Origin of the sequence: Salipiger abyssi (assembly GCF_001975705.1) — a bacterium.
Taxonomy (GTDB): domain Bacteria; phylum Pseudomonadota; class Alphaproteobacteria; order Rhodobacterales; family Rhodobacteraceae; genus Salipiger; species Salipiger abyssi.
Genome location: NZ_CP015093.1, coordinates 2592660 through 2608534, shown reverse-complemented (window position 1 = coordinate 2608534; position 15875 = coordinate 2592660). Strand labels below are relative to the sequence as shown.

At 65.6% G+C, this 15875-nt stretch carries 16 protein-coding genes; 11 read left to right on the top strand and 5 right to left on the bottom strand.

Translation table 11 applies throughout. From position 1 onward, the window contains the following. The first annotated feature begins 32 nt into the window (after positions 1-32). Positions 33-527 (top strand): MarR family winged helix-turn-helix transcriptional regulator, encoded by a 495-nt coding sequence (locus tag Ga0080574_RS16215; RefSeq protein WP_076701993.1) that lies wholly within the window; start codon positions 33-35, stop codon positions 525-527. Here the strand turns inward: Ga0080574_RS16215 and hemN are convergent. After that, positions 516-1871, bottom strand: a complete 1356-nt coding sequence (gene hemN, locus Ga0080574_RS16210) for an oxygen-independent coproporphyrinogen III oxidase (protein WP_076701988.1) — start codon at positions 1869-1871, stop codon at positions 516-518. The genes Ga0080574_RS16215 and hemN overlap by 12 nt on opposite strands. Positions 1872-1978: 107 nt before the next feature. Between hemN and fnrL the strand changes: the two genes are divergently transcribed. Next, complete coding sequence (gene fnrL, locus Ga0080574_RS16205) at positions 1979-2725, top strand: transcriptional regulator FnrL (RefSeq protein ID WP_076701984.1); 747 nt, start codon at positions 1979-1981, stop codon at positions 2723-2725. 27 nt (positions 2726-2752) lie between these two features. Here fnrL and Ga0080574_RS16200 read toward each other — a convergent pair whose 3' ends face one another. Further along, the gene (locus tag Ga0080574_RS16200; RefSeq protein WP_083716871.1) at positions 2753-3829 is read right to left on the bottom strand and encodes an acyltransferase family protein; all 1077 of its coding nucleotides are present in this window, start codon (positions 3827-3829) and stop codon (positions 2753-2755) included. A 116-nt stretch (positions 3830-3945) separates the two neighbouring features. Further along, complete coding sequence (locus tag Ga0080574_RS16195) at positions 3946-4785, bottom strand: universal stress protein (protein WP_076701975.1); 840 nt, start codon at positions 4783-4785, stop codon at positions 3946-3948. A 202-nt stretch (positions 4786-4987) separates the two neighbouring features. Between Ga0080574_RS16195 and ccoN the strand changes: the two genes are divergently transcribed. The 4 genes from ccoN to ccoP are packed head-to-tail and all read left to right on the top strand — an operon-like array spanning position 4988 to position 8430. Further along, a complete protein-coding gene (gene ccoN, locus Ga0080574_RS16190; RefSeq protein ID WP_076701971.1) occupies positions 4988-6601 on the top strand; it encodes a cytochrome-c oxidase, cbb3-type subunit I in 1614 nt (537 codons plus the stop codon). 14 nt (positions 6602-6615) lie between these two features. Next, positions 6616-7344 (top strand): cytochrome-c oxidase, cbb3-type subunit II, encoded by a 729-nt coding sequence (gene ccoO, locus Ga0080574_RS16185; protein ID WP_076701967.1) that lies wholly within the window; start codon positions 6616-6618, stop codon positions 7342-7344. Between the two features lie 10 nt (positions 7345-7354). Beyond that, positions 7355-7531: a cbb3-type cytochrome c oxidase subunit 3 gene (locus Ga0080574_RS16180; protein ID WP_076701963.1), complete on the top strand. Its 177-nt coding sequence runs from the start codon at positions 7355-7357 to the stop codon at positions 7529-7531. Between the two features lie 11 nt (positions 7532-7542). Beyond that, positions 7543-8430, top strand: coding sequence for a cytochrome-c oxidase, cbb3-type subunit III (gene ccoP / locus Ga0080574_RS16175; protein WP_076701958.1), 888 nt, complete (start codon positions 7543-7545; stop codon positions 8428-8430). A gap of 218 nt (positions 8431-8648) precedes the next feature. On the opposite strand, the gene Ga0080574_RS26740 is transcribed toward ccoP, so the two are convergent. Further along, entirely contained in the window at positions 8649-8783 is a 135-nt protein-coding gene (locus Ga0080574_RS26740) for a hypothetical protein (RefSeq protein WP_257787896.1), read from the bottom strand. A gap of 98 nt (positions 8784-8881) precedes the next feature. On the opposite strand from Ga0080574_RS26740, the gene Ga0080574_RS16170 reads away from it, so the two are divergent. The 5 genes from Ga0080574_RS16170 (at position 8882) to ccoS (ending at position 14104) form a co-directional block, all read left to right on the top strand. Next, on the top strand, positions 8882-9769 hold the full coding sequence (locus Ga0080574_RS16170) for a LysR substrate-binding domain-containing protein (protein ID WP_076701953.1): 888 nt from the start codon (positions 8882-8884) through the stop codon (positions 9767-9769). Positions 9770-9852: 83 nt separating this feature from the next. Continuing rightward, complete coding sequence (gene ccoG, locus Ga0080574_RS16165; RefSeq protein ID WP_076701949.1) at positions 9853-11286, top strand: cytochrome c oxidase accessory protein CcoG; 1434 nt, start codon at positions 9853-9855, stop codon at positions 11284-11286. Continuing rightward, positions 11286-11747 carry a FixH family protein gene (locus Ga0080574_RS16160; RefSeq protein WP_076701945.1) on the top strand — a complete coding sequence of 154 codons (462 nt, stop codon included), beginning with the start codon at positions 11286-11288 and terminating at the stop codon, positions 11745-11747. The genes ccoG and Ga0080574_RS16160 overlap by 1 nt, the downstream gene beginning before the upstream one ends. 4 nt (positions 11748-11751) lie before the next feature. Continuing rightward, positions 11752-13938: a heavy metal translocating P-type ATPase gene (locus Ga0080574_RS16155; protein ID WP_076701940.1), complete on the top strand. Its 2187-nt coding sequence runs from the start codon at positions 11752-11754 to the stop codon at positions 13936-13938. A 4-nt stretch (positions 13939-13942) separates the two neighbouring features. Then, the gene (gene ccoS, locus Ga0080574_RS16150; RefSeq protein WP_076701937.1) at positions 13943-14104 is read left to right on the top strand and encodes a cbb3-type cytochrome oxidase assembly protein CcoS; all 162 of its coding nucleotides are present in this window, start codon (positions 13943-13945) and stop codon (positions 14102-14104) included. 190 nt (positions 14105-14294) lie between these two features. Here ccoS and Ga0080574_RS16145 read toward each other — a convergent pair whose 3' ends face one another. Then, positions 14295-15875 carry a GMC family oxidoreductase gene (locus tag Ga0080574_RS16145; protein ID WP_076701933.1) on the bottom strand — a complete coding sequence of 527 codons (1581 nt, stop codon included), beginning with the start codon at positions 15873-15875 and terminating at the stop codon, positions 14295-14297.

Sequence of the window (15875 nt, the reverse complement as noted above, 5' to 3'; positions counted from 1 at the left end):
ACGTCAAGACAATATTTTCGCAGACCCTGCACATGGATCAGGTCGACAAAATCAAGGCACAATGGAACCGCGAACGCCCCGATCTCGATGTCGGGCCGATGGGCATGATCGGGCGGCTCGGGCGGCTGGCGCGGCATCTGGCGCAGGCGCATGCGGAGTGCTTCGCGACCCACGGGCTCAGCCCCGCCGGGTTCGACGTCTTGGCCACGCTGCGCCGCGCCGGCCCGCCCCATGCGCTGACGGTCAAGGATCTGCTGGCCACGACCATGGTGACCTCGGGCACGATGACCAACCGGCTCGACCGGCTGGAGGCGGCGGGCCAGGTGCGGCGCGTGCCCAACCCCGAGGACGGGCGCGGTTTCGTGGTGCAGCTGACCGAACGCGGACAGGCCGATATCGACGCGGCGGTGACCGATCACGTCGCCAACCAGCACCGGCTTGTCGCCGCGCTGAACGACGAAGAGCGCGCCACACTGGACGCGCTCCTCGGCACATGGCTTGCGGCCTTCGAGGGCTCAGATAGCTGAGCTGTGCCCGGCCTTGGAGAGATCGTAAGCGTCGAAGCTCCGCGCGATCATCCGGGTCAGCGGACGCGCCTCGGGCGGGATGAAAAGCCCGTCCTCGGTGATCTCCAGCAGCCCTTCGAACTGCTCGTTGGCGCGGGAGAACATCGCCTTCAGCGCCGCGGGCGACACGCCGTAATCCTGCTCCAGCTCTTCCGAGCGGATGCGGAAATCGCACATCAGCATTTCGATCATCCGCGCGCGCAGCCGGTCGTCGCCGCCGAAGGCGTGGCCGCGCGACGTGGCAAAGCGCCCCTCGCGCACCGAAGCGGTATAGACCGAGGTCGCCGGCGCGTTCTGCGCGTAGCCCTGCGGGAATTTCGAGATCGACGAGGCACCCAGCCCGATCAGCACCTCGGAGGTGTCATCGGTATAGCCCTGGAAATTGCGCCGCAGCTTGCCGGTCTTCTGCGCGATGGCGAGCCCGTCATCGGGGGTGGCGAAATGGTCGATGCCGATCTCGGCATAACCGTCCCAGGCAAAGAGCCGCCGCGCCGTGTCGAACAGGTCCAGCCGCTCCGCCGGGGTGGGCAGCGCGTCGGAGGGAATCATCTGCTGGCGCTTGGCCATCCAGGGCACATGCGCATAGCCGTAAAGCGCCACCCGGTCGGGCGCGAAGGAGAGCAGCTTTTGCACCGTCTCGGTGATTTTTGCGCGGGTCTGATGCGGCAGACCGTAGAGGATATCGGCGTTGAGGCTGGCGACGCCGCGCTCGCGGATCATCTCCACCGCCCGGCGGGTCACGTCATAGCCCTGCGGCCGTCCGATCGTGGCCTGGATCTGCTCGTCGAAATCCTGCACCCCGATGGAGGCGCGGTTCATGCCGCCGGCGGCCAGCACGTCGAGCCGCTCGCCGTCGATCTCGTTGGGGTCGATCTCGACCGAGAATTCCGCATCCTCGGCAAAGGGCGCCACCTCGGCCACCTTGTCGATCAGTGCCTGCATCAGCCCGGGCGACAGCAGCGTCGGCGTGCCCCCGCCCCAATGCAGCCGAGACAGTTTCACGTCGCGCGGCAGATGCGCCTTGAGCAGATCGAGCTCGGACAGCAGCGTCTGCACATAAGATTCGACCGGCCCCAGCGTTGCGGTGCCCTGCGTCCGGCAGGCGCAGAACCAGCACAACCTGCGACAGAACGGCACATGCAGATAAAGCGAAACCGTGCCGCCCTCCGGCACCGCTTCGATCCATGAGGCAAAATCGCCCGGTGCCACTGCATTCGAGAAATGCGGCGCCGTCGGATAGCTCGTGTACCGGGGGACTTTCGCGTCGAAGAGCCCCAGGCGGGAGAGTTGTTTTCGCGTGATCATGCGCCTACACTTAAGAAAGCGCGAGGGTTGGAACATTGACCCAGATCAAGAGTACCGCCACAGAGCCGGTGATTTGGGTGACCCGCTAACAGGACTGTGAACACACTATGCTGAATGAACGCTCCCTCACCGTCTCGCAAGACTGTGCCGAGTGCCCGATCCGGCACCGGGCCGTCTGCGCGCGCTGCGAATCCGACGAGCTGGAGCGGCTGGAAGAGATCAAGTATTATCGCAAGTTCGAGGCCGGACAGACGGTGATCTGGTCCGGCGACCGGATGGATTTCGTAGGCTCGGTTGTGTCGGGGATCGCGACGCTCACTCAGACCATGGAGGACGGGCGCACGCAGATGGTGGGCCTTCTGCTGCCCAGCGATTTCGTCGGCCGCCCGGGGCGCGCCTCCGCCGCTTACGATGTGGTCGCCACCACCGATCTCGTGATGTGCTGCTTCCGCAAATCGCCCTTCGAAGAGATGATGCGCCAGACCCCGCATATCGCACAGCGCCTGCTCGAGATGACGCTCGACGAGCTGGATGCCGCGCGCGAATGGATGCTGGTGCTCGGGCGCAAGACCGCGCGCGAAAAGATCGCCTCGCTGCTCTCGATCATCGCGCGCCGCGATGCTTCGATCAATATGCGGACCGCCACGGGCACGCTGGTCTTCGATCTGCCGCTGACCCGCGAGGCGATGGCCGACTACCTCGGCCTGACGCTGGAAACGGTCAGCCGCCAGATCTCGGCGCTGAAAAAGGACGGGGTGATCGAACTCGAAGGCAAGCGCCACGTCACCATTCCCGACATGGCGCGTCTGCTCGACGAGGCCGGCGACGATTCGGACGGCGGCATGTTCGCCTGATACCGGCGATGGCGCGTCGCCCGCCTGTCAGGCGGAGACCGCTTTCGTTCGACCGCCTTTCAGGAAGCGTGTCACCGGCTGCTCTATTTTCCTATGGATGCCGACTGCGATCAGGCAAGAGATCGCGACCGCAAGGCCGAGATAGAGCAGCGCCCCCGCCGGGGTCGCCAGGCTCACCGACGCCGCGGCGAGCCCCTTCTGGAGCGTTTGCAGGACGAACTGGTGGAAGAGGTAAAGGACATAGCTTGCGGCGCCCAGCAACAGCAGGTTTCGGTTCCTGACCGCAACACCGCCGGCTTCGAGGAACATCGCACCGATCACCGCGAATAGTCCGGGAATGCCCCAAATCACCACGCGATGCGGCTCGGGAAGACCCATGGCCTGACTGGTCGTCGAGAGCGCGAACCCGGCCAGCGACAGCGCAAGAAACATGCTTCCGATCAGTCTGTCCCGATCGCCGGCGCGCCGGTTCGCCCAATAGTGCCCAAGCAGCATACCTGCGGCGAATTCCAACAGGATCAGATCGGTATAGGTCGTCGCGATCTTGCCGCCCGCAAGCCCGAGCACACCGACAAGCACAAGAAGAAGGATCGCGAAGAGGGTCGCGGAAACGCGCCCTCTGGGCGGCAGCGCGATGAACAGCCCGAACAGCAGGTAGAAGAACATCTCGTAATTCAGCGTCCAGCCGACCAGCAGGAGCGGGCCGCTCGCGCCTGAGGCGGTGTTGTGCGGAATGAACAACAGCGATGTGGCGATCTCGCCCAGCGTCAGATCGGCCTGAGCCCGGCCGAGAGGTTCGAGCCCGACCAGGAGCATAAGGCTCAGCATCAGCGTCGCCAGCCAGTACATCGGCACGATACGGATGATCCGGGCACGCAGGAACGCTCCCCGGCTTTCGCTCTTGTGCTCATGCGACAATGTGATGACGACGCCCGAGAGGATGAAGAAGATATCGACGCCGGCCACGCCCAAGGTGATCGGCTCCAGCGCAGGAAAGGCCTCCAGCATGGAGCGCGAGGCGTGATGCGCAACAACCAGCAGCGCCGCGACGACACGCAGAAACTGTAAATTGGCCAATACAGTCATAGCGAGCCCCGCATACATGCTTTTGAGACTCAGCTTGTGGCCAGGGGAGGGACAATACAACAAAAGGCAGAGCCATGCGGCTCTGCCCCGGGCACTTTCGCAAGTGCATGCTCAAATTTCAGCGGATCGCCGCGTCAATGCGCCAGGAACACCGGCACTTCCGCCTGTTCCAGCATATTGCGCGTGGCGCCGCCCAGAATGGCCTCGCGGAACCGCGAATGGCCATAGGCGCCCATCACCACCATATCGGCATCGACATCCTGCACATGGCGGCGCAGCACGTCGGAGACCCGCGGCATGGTTTTCGACAGCACGTCGATCTCGGCCTTCACGCCGTGGCGGGCGAGATATTGCGACAACGCGCCGCCCGGATCCGAGCGGTTTGGCCCGTGCTGCGGCGGGTCGATCACCGCCAGATGCACGTTGTCGGCGCTTTGCAGCAGCGGCAGGGCCGCCCGCACCGAGCGCAGCGCCTCGTTGCTTTCGTTCCAGCCGATCACGATCCGCGAGGGCGCGGATTTCGGTGCCACACCCTCTGGCACGATCAGCACCGGTGTCTGCCCTTCGAAGAGCGCGCCCTCGGTCACCGGCTCCAGCTCGACACCGTGATCCGCGCCATAGGGTTTCGGCAGGACCACCAGATCGGCAAAACGCGCCCGTCCGGCCACATGGCGACCGATATCGGCAAGCTGCGCGACCCCTTCCTCGACCGACCAGCGGCACTCGGTGCGACCCAGAGCCTCGCGAACAGCGCTTGCGAGTTTCTCCGCATCCGCCGTGGCCCGCGTAATGGTTTCCTGTAGAATCATGGCGTTGGCGCCAGCGTAATAGTACCCTGTCTGTGTCCGGTCGACGCCGAAGCAAAGCACATCGAGATGTGCGTCCCAACCTTCGGCGACCGCGGCGGCATGGTCTATCGTCGGCTGGGCCAGCGCTTCGTCGGTCACCACCGTCAAAATCGTTTTGTAGCCCATGGTCTTCGTCTCCTCAGGTTATTGGCCTGTCCTGTCCTTCATACGCCTGCGCGAATGGACGCACTTTGACAATGGTCAATGGCCCCGAAGGAAAGCCTTGATACAGATCAAGGAGTAAGGGCAGGCTTATGCCCATTAACCGGTCAGTCTAAAACCGCCCGAACGGCACGCGAATCGTACGGGTAAGACGAAGGGACGAAAAATGATCAACTATATCAAGCTCATCGTGCTGGGCGTGATCGCGGTATTTGCGCTGATCGCGGCCAATTACGCACGAGATGTGGCTTACATGGTTCACGCCATCATCATCTTTTTGGTGGCGTCGGGGCTTTTCCTGTGGACCCTGCGCCGCACCGATGAACCCGTGCCCGCTGCGGTCGCGGAAAAATCCTATCTCGACGGCGTGGTGCGCGCCGGCGTAATCGCAACCGCCTTCTGGGGCGTCGTGGGCTTTCTCGCGGGCACCTTCATCGCCACGCAGCTTGCCTTTCCGGCACTGAATTTCGACTGGGCGCATGGCTACATGAATTTCGGCCGCCTGCGCCCGCTGCACACCTCGGCGGTGATCTTCGCCTTTGGCGGCAACGCGCTGATCGCGACCTCGTTCTACGTGGTGCAGCGCACCAGCGCGGCGCGGCTCTGGGGCGGCAACCTGGCCTGGTTCGTGTTCTGGGGATACAACCTCTTCATCGTCCTGGCCGCGACCGGCTATCTGCTGGGCTCCACCCAGTCCAAGGAATATGCCGAGCCCGAATGGTATATCGACCTCTGGCTCACCATCGTCTGGCTGGTCTATCTCGCGGTCTTCGTCGGCACCATCGTGAAGCGGAAAGAGCCCCACATCTACGTGGCCAACTGGTTCTACCTCTCCTTCATCATCACCGTGGCCATGCTGCACGTCTTCAACAACCTGTCGATCCCGGTCTCGATCTGGGGCTCCAAATCGGTGCAGGTGTTCTCGGGCGTGCAGGATGCCATGACGCAGTGGTGGTACGGCCATAACGCCGTGGGCTTCTTCCTGACCGCCGGCTTCCTCGGCATGATGTATTACTTCGTCCCGAAGCAGGCCGAGCGCCCGGTATTCTCCTACAAGCTGTCGATCGTGCACTTCTGGGCGCTGATCTTCATCTATATCTGGGCCGGCCCGCACCACCTGCACTACACCGCCCTGCCCGACTGGGCCTCGACCCTCGGCATGGTGTTCTCGGTGATCCTGTGGATGCCCTCCTGGGGCGGCATGATCAACGGCCTGATGACCCTCTCGGGCGCCTGGGACAAGCTGCGCACCGACCCGATCATGCGGATGCTGGTGATCTCGGTGGGCTTCTACGGCATGTCCACCTTCGAAGGCCCGATGATGTCGATCCGCGCGGTGAACTCGCTGTCGCACTACACCGACTGGACCATCGGTCACGTCCACTCCGGCGCACTCGGCTGGAACGGCATGATCACATTCGGCGCGCTCTACTTCCTGACGCCGAAACTGTGGAACCGCGAACGCCTGTACAGCCTGAGCCTCGTCTCCTGGCACTTCTGGCTCGCCACCATCGGCATCGTGCTCTACGCGGCGTCCATGTGGGTGACCGGCATCATGGAAGGCCTGATGTGGCGTGAAGTCGACGCCAACGGCTTCCTGGTGAACAGCTTTGCCGACACGGTCTCCGCCAAGTTCCCGATGTATGTGGTCCGTGCCCTCGGCGGCGGTCTCTACATCACCGGCGCGCTGATCATGTGCTACAACCTCTGGATGACCGTGAAGCGGGCCCCGGCTGTCGAAGCCAGCGCCGCCGCGGCTCATGCCACCCCGGCCGAATAAGGAGGGCCGAGATTATGGGAATTCTCGACAAACACGGTATCCTCGAGAAGAACATCACGCTGCTGGCGATCTTTGCCTTCCTCGTGGTGACCATCGGTGGCCTGGTGCAGATCGTGCCCCTGTTCTATCTCGAGAACACCATCGAGGACGTGGAGGGCATGCGCCCCTACACGCCGCTCGAACTGGCGGGGCGCGACATCTACATCCGCGAGGGCTGCTATGTCTGCCATAGCCAGATGATCCGCCCGATGCGCGACGAGGTGGAGCGTTACGGCCACTACTCGCTGGCGGCAGAGTCGCAATACGACCACCCGTTCCAGTGGGGCTCGAAGCGGACGGGGCCCGACCTCGCCCGCGTCGGCGGCCGCTACTCGGACGAATGGCACGTGGATCACCTGCGCAACCCGCAATCGGTGGTGCCGGAATCGGTGATGCCGAAATACGGGTTCCTCGAAGCCAAGCTGATCGACGGCGAGCACATCCAGGATCTCATGTCGACGCACAAGTTCCTCGGCGTGCCCTATACCGACGAGATGATCGAGGCCGGGCACGAGGACTTCCTGGTGCAGACCGATCCGTTCGGCGATGTCGACGGGCTGTTCGAGCGCTACGGCGATGCCGTCAACGTGCGCAACTTCGACGGCCAGCCGGGTATCTCGGAGCTGGATGCGCTGATCGCCTATCTGCAAATGCTGGGCACGCTGGTCGATTTCTCGACCTTCGAGCCCGACGCAAGCCGCTGAGGAGGACTGAATGGGACACGAAACCTATAACGCCCTCCGGCATTTCGCAGACAGCTGGGGTCTGCTGGCCATGTTCGTCTTCTTCGTCGGCGTGATTGTCTGGGCCTTCCGCCCGGGCAGCCGCAAGACGCACTCGGACGTCGCCAACATTCCGTTCCGGCACGAAGACAAACCCGCCCAGGATTGAGGAGACGGGACATGAGTGACAACAAAAAGCAAGACGATCTCGACTACGAGACGACGGGCCATTCCTGGGACGGCATTCAGGAATACAACAAGCCGCTGCCGAAATGGTGGCTGATGATCTTCTACGCCTGCATCGTCTGGGGCATCGGCTATTCCATCGCCTACCCGGCCTGGCCCGGCGTGCGCACCGCAACCGCCGGCCTGCTGGGCTGGTCGACCCGCGGCAACGTGGAACAGGCCATCCAGGACCACGAGGCCGAGCTGGCGCCGATCAACGAGCAGCTCGCCTCGGTCGAGCTGACCTCGATCACCGGCGACCCGGAGCTCAACACCTACGCGCTGAATGCCGGCGCCGCCGTGTTCCGCACCTGGTGCGCGCAATGCCACGGCTCGGGCGCTGCGGGGGCCACCGGCTATCCCAACCTGCTGGATGACGATTGGCTCTGGGGCGGCACCATGGAGGACATCCACTACACCGTGTCGCACGGCATCCGGAACGAGGACGACCCCGACGCGCGCTATAGCGAGATGCCCGCCTTCGGCCGCGACGAGCTGCTGAGCGAGGAAGAGATCGCGCAGGTGGCCAACTTCGTCATGACGCTCTCGGGCGAAACCCCGCCCGAGCCGGAGCTGGTCGAGGCCGGTGCAGAGGTGTTCGACATCAACTGCGCCTCCTGCCACATGGAAGACGGCACCGGCGACCGCTGGCAGGGCGCGCCGGACCTGACCGACGCGATCTGGCTCTATGGCGGCGATTACGACACGATCCACGAGACCGTGACCAATGCCCGCTTCGGCGTCATGCCCCCGATGGGCGGCGCAGAGCTGAGCGAGGCGGAAATCCGTGCCGTGGTGACCTATGTCCACGGTCTAGGCGGGGGCGAAGCTTCGGAAGAGTAAGCCCCTCACAGAACACCTTCGGGCCGCAAGGCCCGGAGGCCGGCGCCGGTGCCCCATCCTGTTCGCGCGTTTCCAGGGGCACCGGCGTTTTTTATTGCTCCTCGCGGAGCGGCCTTTCGAGGGATGCGCGAGCTTAGGGCGCGGCTTTGCGGCAGATCAAGGCACCCCCACCCCGGCACACCAAAACGTGAGCCCTTCAAACCCCGGGCTAAGCGCTCTCAGCGGCGCAGCCAGCCCCGGCGCGGTTTGGCACGCGGATCGTCGATCGCCCCCTGCGCGGGCGGGGTCCAGCGGCGCTCTCCGGGTTCCATCCGCGTCGCCGTCATGAAAGTCTGAGCGTAGATACCAAGCATCGTTTCTCTCCATCCTGTTCGTGTTCCTGCAATGAATATTGACCATCGGGCCATTTCAGGCGAGTCAGGAATAATGCCAACATGTAAGCTGAGGTAACATGGACTGGTCCAGCCTGCCGCCGCTCTCCGCCCTGCGCGCCTTTGCCGCCTATGCCGATACCGGCTCGGTTTCCGAGGCGGGCAGCGCGCTGAATGTCTCTCACGCCGCGATCAGCCAGCAGATCCGCAATCTCGAAACCCATCTCGGTGTGCCGCTGCTCGACCGCAGCAGCCGCAAGATGCGCCTCACCCATGAGGGCGAGCGGCTCGCCACCGCGCTGGCCGAGGGCTTCGGCGCGATTTTCGTGGCGACGCAGGAGCTGACCGGGCGCGATACCGACCGCCCGCTGGAGATCTCGGCCACGCCCGGCTTTGCCGCCACATGGCTGATGCCGCGCCTGCCGGGCTTTCGCGCGCATCACCCCGAGATCAGCCTGACCATCGACCCCTCCGCCGCGGTCCGCACGCTGGAACCGGGCGGGCTCGACGTGGCGATCCGCTACGGCAATGGCGAGTGGCCCGGGCTAGAAAGCCACCTTCTCGTCAGCTCGCCCATCGCCGTGGTCGCCGCCACCTCGCTGGTCGGCGATTGCGAGATCGAGACCCCGGCCGACCTCCGGCCCTTCCCATGGTTGCAGGAGCTCGGCACCAACGAGGCGACGGACTGGCTTGCCGAGAACGGCGTCGAGCACGACCGCAGCCTCGGCCTCACCGCCCTGCCCGGCAACCTGATGCTCGAAGCGGCGCGGCAGGGTCAGGGCGTGGCGATCACCGCCCGGCTCTTTGCCGAGCCCGATCTTGCCGCCGGGCGGCTGCGCATCCTCTTCGAGGACCGGCGCAAGAAAGGCTACTGGCTCGTCACCCGGCCCGGGGTCGCCCGTCCGCCCCTGCGTCACTTCGTAACGTGGCTGCGTCGCGAGGCTGCAAAAGCTTCATCGGGGATATAATTATTGATGCAGGTCAATGTTGCAGCCGCGCGGCGGCGCGAAAAGGACCGCAACCAGGCAACCTGACACCGGAGCGATTCCCCGTGGCTGATACCGAGACTCCCGCCCCCTCCCTTTACGAATCACGCGAGCCGATCTTTCCCCGGCGCGTGAGCGGAAAGTTCCGCAATCTCAAATGGGTGCTGATGGCGGTGATGCTGGGCATCTACTATGTCACGCCGTGGCTGCGCTGGGATCGCGGCCCGGAACTGCCCGATCAGGCGGTGCTGCTCGATCTCGCCGGGCGGCGCTTCTTCTTCTTCATGATCGAGATCTGGCCGCACGAGTTCTACTTTGTCGCGGGTCTGCTGGTGATGGCGGGGCTCGGGCTTTTCCTCTTCACCTCGGCGCTGGGGCGGGTCTGGTGCGGCTATGCCTGTCCGCAGACCGTCTGGACCGATCTCTTCATTCTGGTCGAGCGCTGGATCGAAGGCGACCGCAACGCCCGGCTGCGCCTGCACCGGCAGAAGAAATGGGATTTCCGCAAGGCCCGGCTGCGCGTCACCAAATGGGTGGCCTGGTTCCTGATCGCGCTGGCCACCGGCGGCGCCTGGGTGTTCTATTTCACCGACGCGCCCACGCTCGCGGTCGATCTGGTCACCGGCAACGCCCACCCGGTCGCCTATACCACCATGCTGATCCTAGCCGGCACCACATTCGCCTTCGGCGGCTTCGCCCGTGAGCAGATCTGCATCTATGCCTGCCCCTGGCCGCGCATTCAGGCCGCGATGATGGATGAGGACACGCTCACCGTCGGCTATCGCGACTGGCGTGGCGAGCCGCGCGGCAAGCACCGCAAGGGCGCCGGCGCCGAGAACCTCGGCGATTGCATCGACTGCCGCGCCTGCGTCAATGTCTGCCCCATGGGAATCGATATCCGCGACGGCCAGCAGCTGGCCTGCATCACCTGTGCGCTCTGCATCGACGCCTGCGACGACGTCATGGCAAAGATCGGCAAGCCGCGCGGGCTCATCGACTATCTGGCGCTCTCCGACGAAACCCGCGAGCGCGAGGGCCACACGCCGCGCGCGGTCTGGAAGCACGTCTTCCGCCCGCGCGTCATCCTCTACACCGCGCTGTGGTCGCTGGTGGGCATCGGCCTGGTCTTTGCGCTGTTCATGCGCCCGGAGATCGAGATGACCGTCGCCCCGGTGCGCAACCCGACCTTCGTGGTGCTTTCCGACGGCTCGGTGCGCAACACCTACGATGTGCGCCTGCTCAACAAGCACGGCGAGGCGCGGCCCTTCGAGCTGTCGCTCACCGGCAACGACAACCTGACCCTGTCGCTCGAGGGCGAGGACGACACCACCGTCGACGTGCCCGCCAACGAAACCTACCTTCAGCGGGTCTATGTCACCGCGCCCAACGGCACCGAGGAGGCGCAGGACGAGCGCACCGCCTTCAGCCTCTGGGTCGAGGATCTGACCAACGGCACACGGGCGGAAAACGATACGGTCTTTAACGGACGGGACAACTGATGACCAAGGAACGCAGGCTCACCGGCTGGCATGTACTGGCGATCTTCGTGGGCGCCTTCGGCGTGATCATCGGGGTGAATATCGCGCTGGCCTATAATGCCGTCGCCACCTTCCCCGGGCTCGAGGTCGACAACTCCTATGTCGCCAGCCAGACGTTCGACGCCCGCCGCGAGGCGCAGGAGGCGCTCGGCTGGACGGTCGAGACCAGCCATGACGAGGGCCATGTGGTGCTCGCCATCACCGACGAGAAGGGCTATCCGGTGCAGCCGAAAACGCTCTCCGCCAAGATCGGGCGCACCACCAACGTCAAGGACGACCGCACGCCGGATTTCACCTTTGACGGACGCGCCTATGTGGCCGAGGATCATCTGGCGCCCGGCTACTGGAATGTCTGGCTGAGCGCCGAGGCCTTCGACGGCACCCGCTTCGAGCAGCGCCTGGAACTCTACGTCAAGGAATGAGCCCATGACCGCCGCGATGCGCCCGCCGGCCTCGGCCTGCCCCGCCTGCTCCGCCGCCCCGGCCGCCGAGGCGCTCGCCGCCGCGCAGGCGCCCTCGGACGCGCATGTGGTGCTGTCGCTGCCGACGATCCACTGCGCCAACTGCATGCGCGCGGTGGAGACGGCGCTGAGCAAGGTGCCGGGGGTGCACAGCGCCCGGGTCAACCTCACCATGAAGCGGGTCAGCATCGAGGCCGATCCCGGCCTCGGCGCCGAGGATCTCATCCCCGTGGTCGCCGGCGCCGGCTATGAAGCGCATGAGCTCGACACCGGCGCGCTCTCGGCCACGCAGACCGACAAGGCGGGGCGCGATCTGCTGATGCGGCTGGCGGTTGCGGGTTTTGCGATGATGAATGTCATGCTGCTGTCGATCTCCGTCTGGTCCGGTGCCGAAGGGCCGACCCGCGACATGTTCCACTGGATCTCGGCGGCGATCACCCTGCCGACCATCGCCTTTTCCGGGCAGATCTTTTTCCGCAACGCCTGGGGCGCGCTGAAGGCCGGGCGCCTGAACATGGACGTGCCGATCTCGCTGGCGATCCTGCTCGCGGTGGTCACCTCGCTCTGGGAGACCTCGCTTTCCGGCGAGCATGCCTATTTCGACGCCGCCATCGCGCTCACCTTCTTCCTGCTGACCGGGCGTTATCTCGACCACCGCACCCGCTCCATCGCGCGCTCCGCCGCCGAGGAGCTGGCGGCGCTGGAAGTGCCCCGCGCCTGGCGGGTCACTCAGGACGGCGAGGAACAGGTCTCCGTCGCCGATCTGGCGGTGGGCGATCTGCTGCGCGTGCGCCCGGGCGGGCGGATGCCGGTGGACGGGCAAATCACCGAAGGCCAGTCCGAGCTCGACCGCTCGCTGCTCACCGGCGAGACCCTGCCCGTCTATGCCGCACCCGGCACAAGCGTGAGCGCCGGCGAGGTCAACCTCACCGGTCCGCTGGTGGTGCGCGCCACCGCCGTGGGGCGCGAGACCTCGCTGCACCGCATGGCCGATCTGGTGGCCGTGGCGGAATCTGGCCGCGCCAATTACACGCCCCTCGCCGACAAGGCGGCCAAGCTCTATGCACCGGGCGTGCATATCCTCTCCGCCTTGGCGTTCATCGGCTGGTTCCTCTACACGCAGGATTTCCGCGTCGCGCTCAACATCGCCGCCGCCGTGCTGATCATCACCTGCCCCTGCGCGCTGGGGCTGGCCGTGCCCGCGGTGACCACCGCCGCCTCGGGACGGCTCTTCAAAAAGGGCCTGCTGATCAAGGACGGCACCGCGCTGGAGCGGCTCTCGGAGGTCGATACGGTGGTTTTCGACAAGACCGGCACGCTCACCGCCGGCGCGCCGCAGGTCACCAATACCGGCGATTTCACCCGCAACGATCTGGAGATTGCGCTGGCACTGGCCGCGGGCTCCGCGCATCCGCTCTCGGCCTCGCTGACGACAGCCCTGCGCGAGGCCGGCATCGCCCCCGCCACGCTGAGCGATATCGCAGAGGTGCCCGGCCACGGCACCCAGGGCCTCTGGCGCGGCCAGCAGGTGCGGCTCGGGCGCGCCGCCTGGGTCGGCGGCGGGCAGTCCGATGTGACCTCCGCCTGGCTGCGCGTGGGCGACGGGCCGGCGCAGGTCTTCACCTTCACCGACAGCCTGCGCGACGGCGCCGAAGAGGCGGTGCGCGGGCTGATCGAAGCCGGCCACCGCGTCATCCTGATGTCGGGCGACACCACCCGCGCGGTGGAAACGCTGGCCAGCCGGCTGGGCATCCCGCACTGGATCGCCGAAGCGCTGCCGCAGGACAAGGCGGCGCGCGTCAAGGCGCTCTCCGACGAGGGCCGCAAGGTGCTGATGGTGGGCGACGGGCTCAACGACACCGCGGCGCTGGCCGGCGCGCATGTCTCGATCTCCCCCGCCTCGGCGCTCGACGCCGCCCGGGTCGCCTCCGATATCGTGCTGCTCGGCAATTCTCTGGCCCCGGTCCCTGACGCGATCGCCACCGCCACCCGTGCCACCAAACGCATCCGCGAGAATTTCGGCATCGCCACATGGTACAATGTCATCGCCGTGCCGCTGGCCATCGCGGGATTGTGTTCGCCACTGATCGCCGCATTGGCCATGTCCGCCTCGTCGATTACAGTATCGCTGAACGCGCTGCGGCTGAGGTGATCCGATGAATATCCTGCTCTACCTGATCCCGATCTCGCTGTTCCTCGGCGGCATGGGCCTGCTGTTCTTCGTCATCACCGTGCGCACCAAGCAATATGACGACCCCGAAGGCAACGCCCAGCGCATCCTCTCGGGCCAGTACGACGACGCGCCGAAACAGGACTGAGCGTCGACAGGGCGCGCCAGCGTCACCGGTCGTATTTTGCGTATTTGGAAAGAGAAGAAGGGCAAAGGCGCGCCCTGATCTTCTTCTCTTGGCAAAATACGCCCGCCGGAGGCGTCGCGCCCTCTCCGCGATCCGGGCGCCGGGACATCGGTAGGGTGGGCAATCCTGCCCACCGCCCCCCGCAGGCTCCTTACCCCCGCAGGATCATATCCGCCGCCTTCTCGGCGATCATGATCGTCGGCGCGTTGGTGTTGCCGCTGGTGATCGCCGGCATCACGCTGGCATCCACCACCCGCAGCCCGCCGATCCCCTTCATCCGGCACTCCGCATCGAGCGGCGCCTCATCGCGCGCGCCCATGCACACCGTGCCCACCGGGTGGAAGATCGTCGTGCCGACCTCCCCCGCCGCCCGCACCAGATCCGCGTCGCTCTCATAAGTCAGCCCCGGCTTGATCTCTTCGGGGGCGTATTTCGCCATCGGGCCCTGCGCAATAATCCGACGCGTCAGGCGGATGCTGTCCACCGCCACGCGCCGGTCGCCCTCGGTCGCGAGGTAATTCGGCGCGATCACCGGCGGCGCTTTCGGATCGGAGGAGGCCAGCGTCACCCTGCCCCGGCTCTCGGGCCGCAGGTTGCAGACGCTGGCGGTCACCGCCGGGAAGCTGTGCAGCGGTTCGCCGAACGCGTCGAGCGACAGCGGCTGCACGTGATATTCCAGATCCGGCGTCGCCAGATCGGGCCGCGATTTTGCGAAGGCCCCGAGCTGCGAGGGCGCCATCGACATCGGCCCGGCGCGGCGCGCCAGATATTCCAGCCCGATCGCCGCCTTGCCCCAGAGCGAATTGGCCAGCGTGTTCAGCGTCTTCGCGCCGGTGAGCTTCCAGGCGCAGCGCAGTTGCAAATGGTCCTGAAGATTGCCGCCCACGCCCGGGGCGTCATGCTTCACCTCGATCCCGTGCCCGCGCAGCAGATCCGCCGGGCCAACCCCTGCGAGCTGCAACAGATGCGGCGAGTTCACCGCCCCCGCCGAGAGGATCACGTCGCCGCCGCAACGTGCCTCGCGCGCCTGCCCGCCCTGCTCATAGGCCACCCCCACGACCTTGCGGCCCTCCCAGAGCAGCCCGGTCACATGCGCATGGGTCTCGATCCGCAGCGTGACGCTCTCGGTGGTGCGCAGGAAGGCCTTGGCGGTGTTCATCCGCCAGCCATTGCGCTGGTTCACCCGGAAATAGCCCACGCCCTCATTGTCGCCGGTGTTGAAATCACTGACCTTCGGCAGCCCCGCCTCATGCGCGGCCTCCATCCAGTCATCCAGCACCTGCCAGTGCAGCCGCTGGTTCTCCACGCGCCATTCGCCGCCGGCGCCATGCATCTCGCTGGCACCCTCGACGTAATCCTCGGATTTGCGGAAATAGGGCAGCACATCGTCCCAGCCCCAGCCCGGCAGCCCCATCTGTCGCCAGCCGTCGTAATCCGCCGCCTGGCCGCGCAGGTAGAGCATGCCGTTGATCGAGGAGCAGCCGCCCAGCACCTTGCCGCGCGGATAGAGCAGCGAACGCCCGTTCAGCCCCGGCTCTTCGGCGGTGCGGTAGCACCAGTCGGTGCGCGGGTTGCCGATGCAGTAGAGATAACCCATCGGGATGTGGATCCAATGATAATTGTCACGCCCGCCCGCCTCCAGCAGCAGCACGCGCCGCCCGGCCTCCGACAGCCGCTTGGCCAACACACAGCCCGCGCTGCCCGCGCCGATGATGACGTGATCCCAGGACAT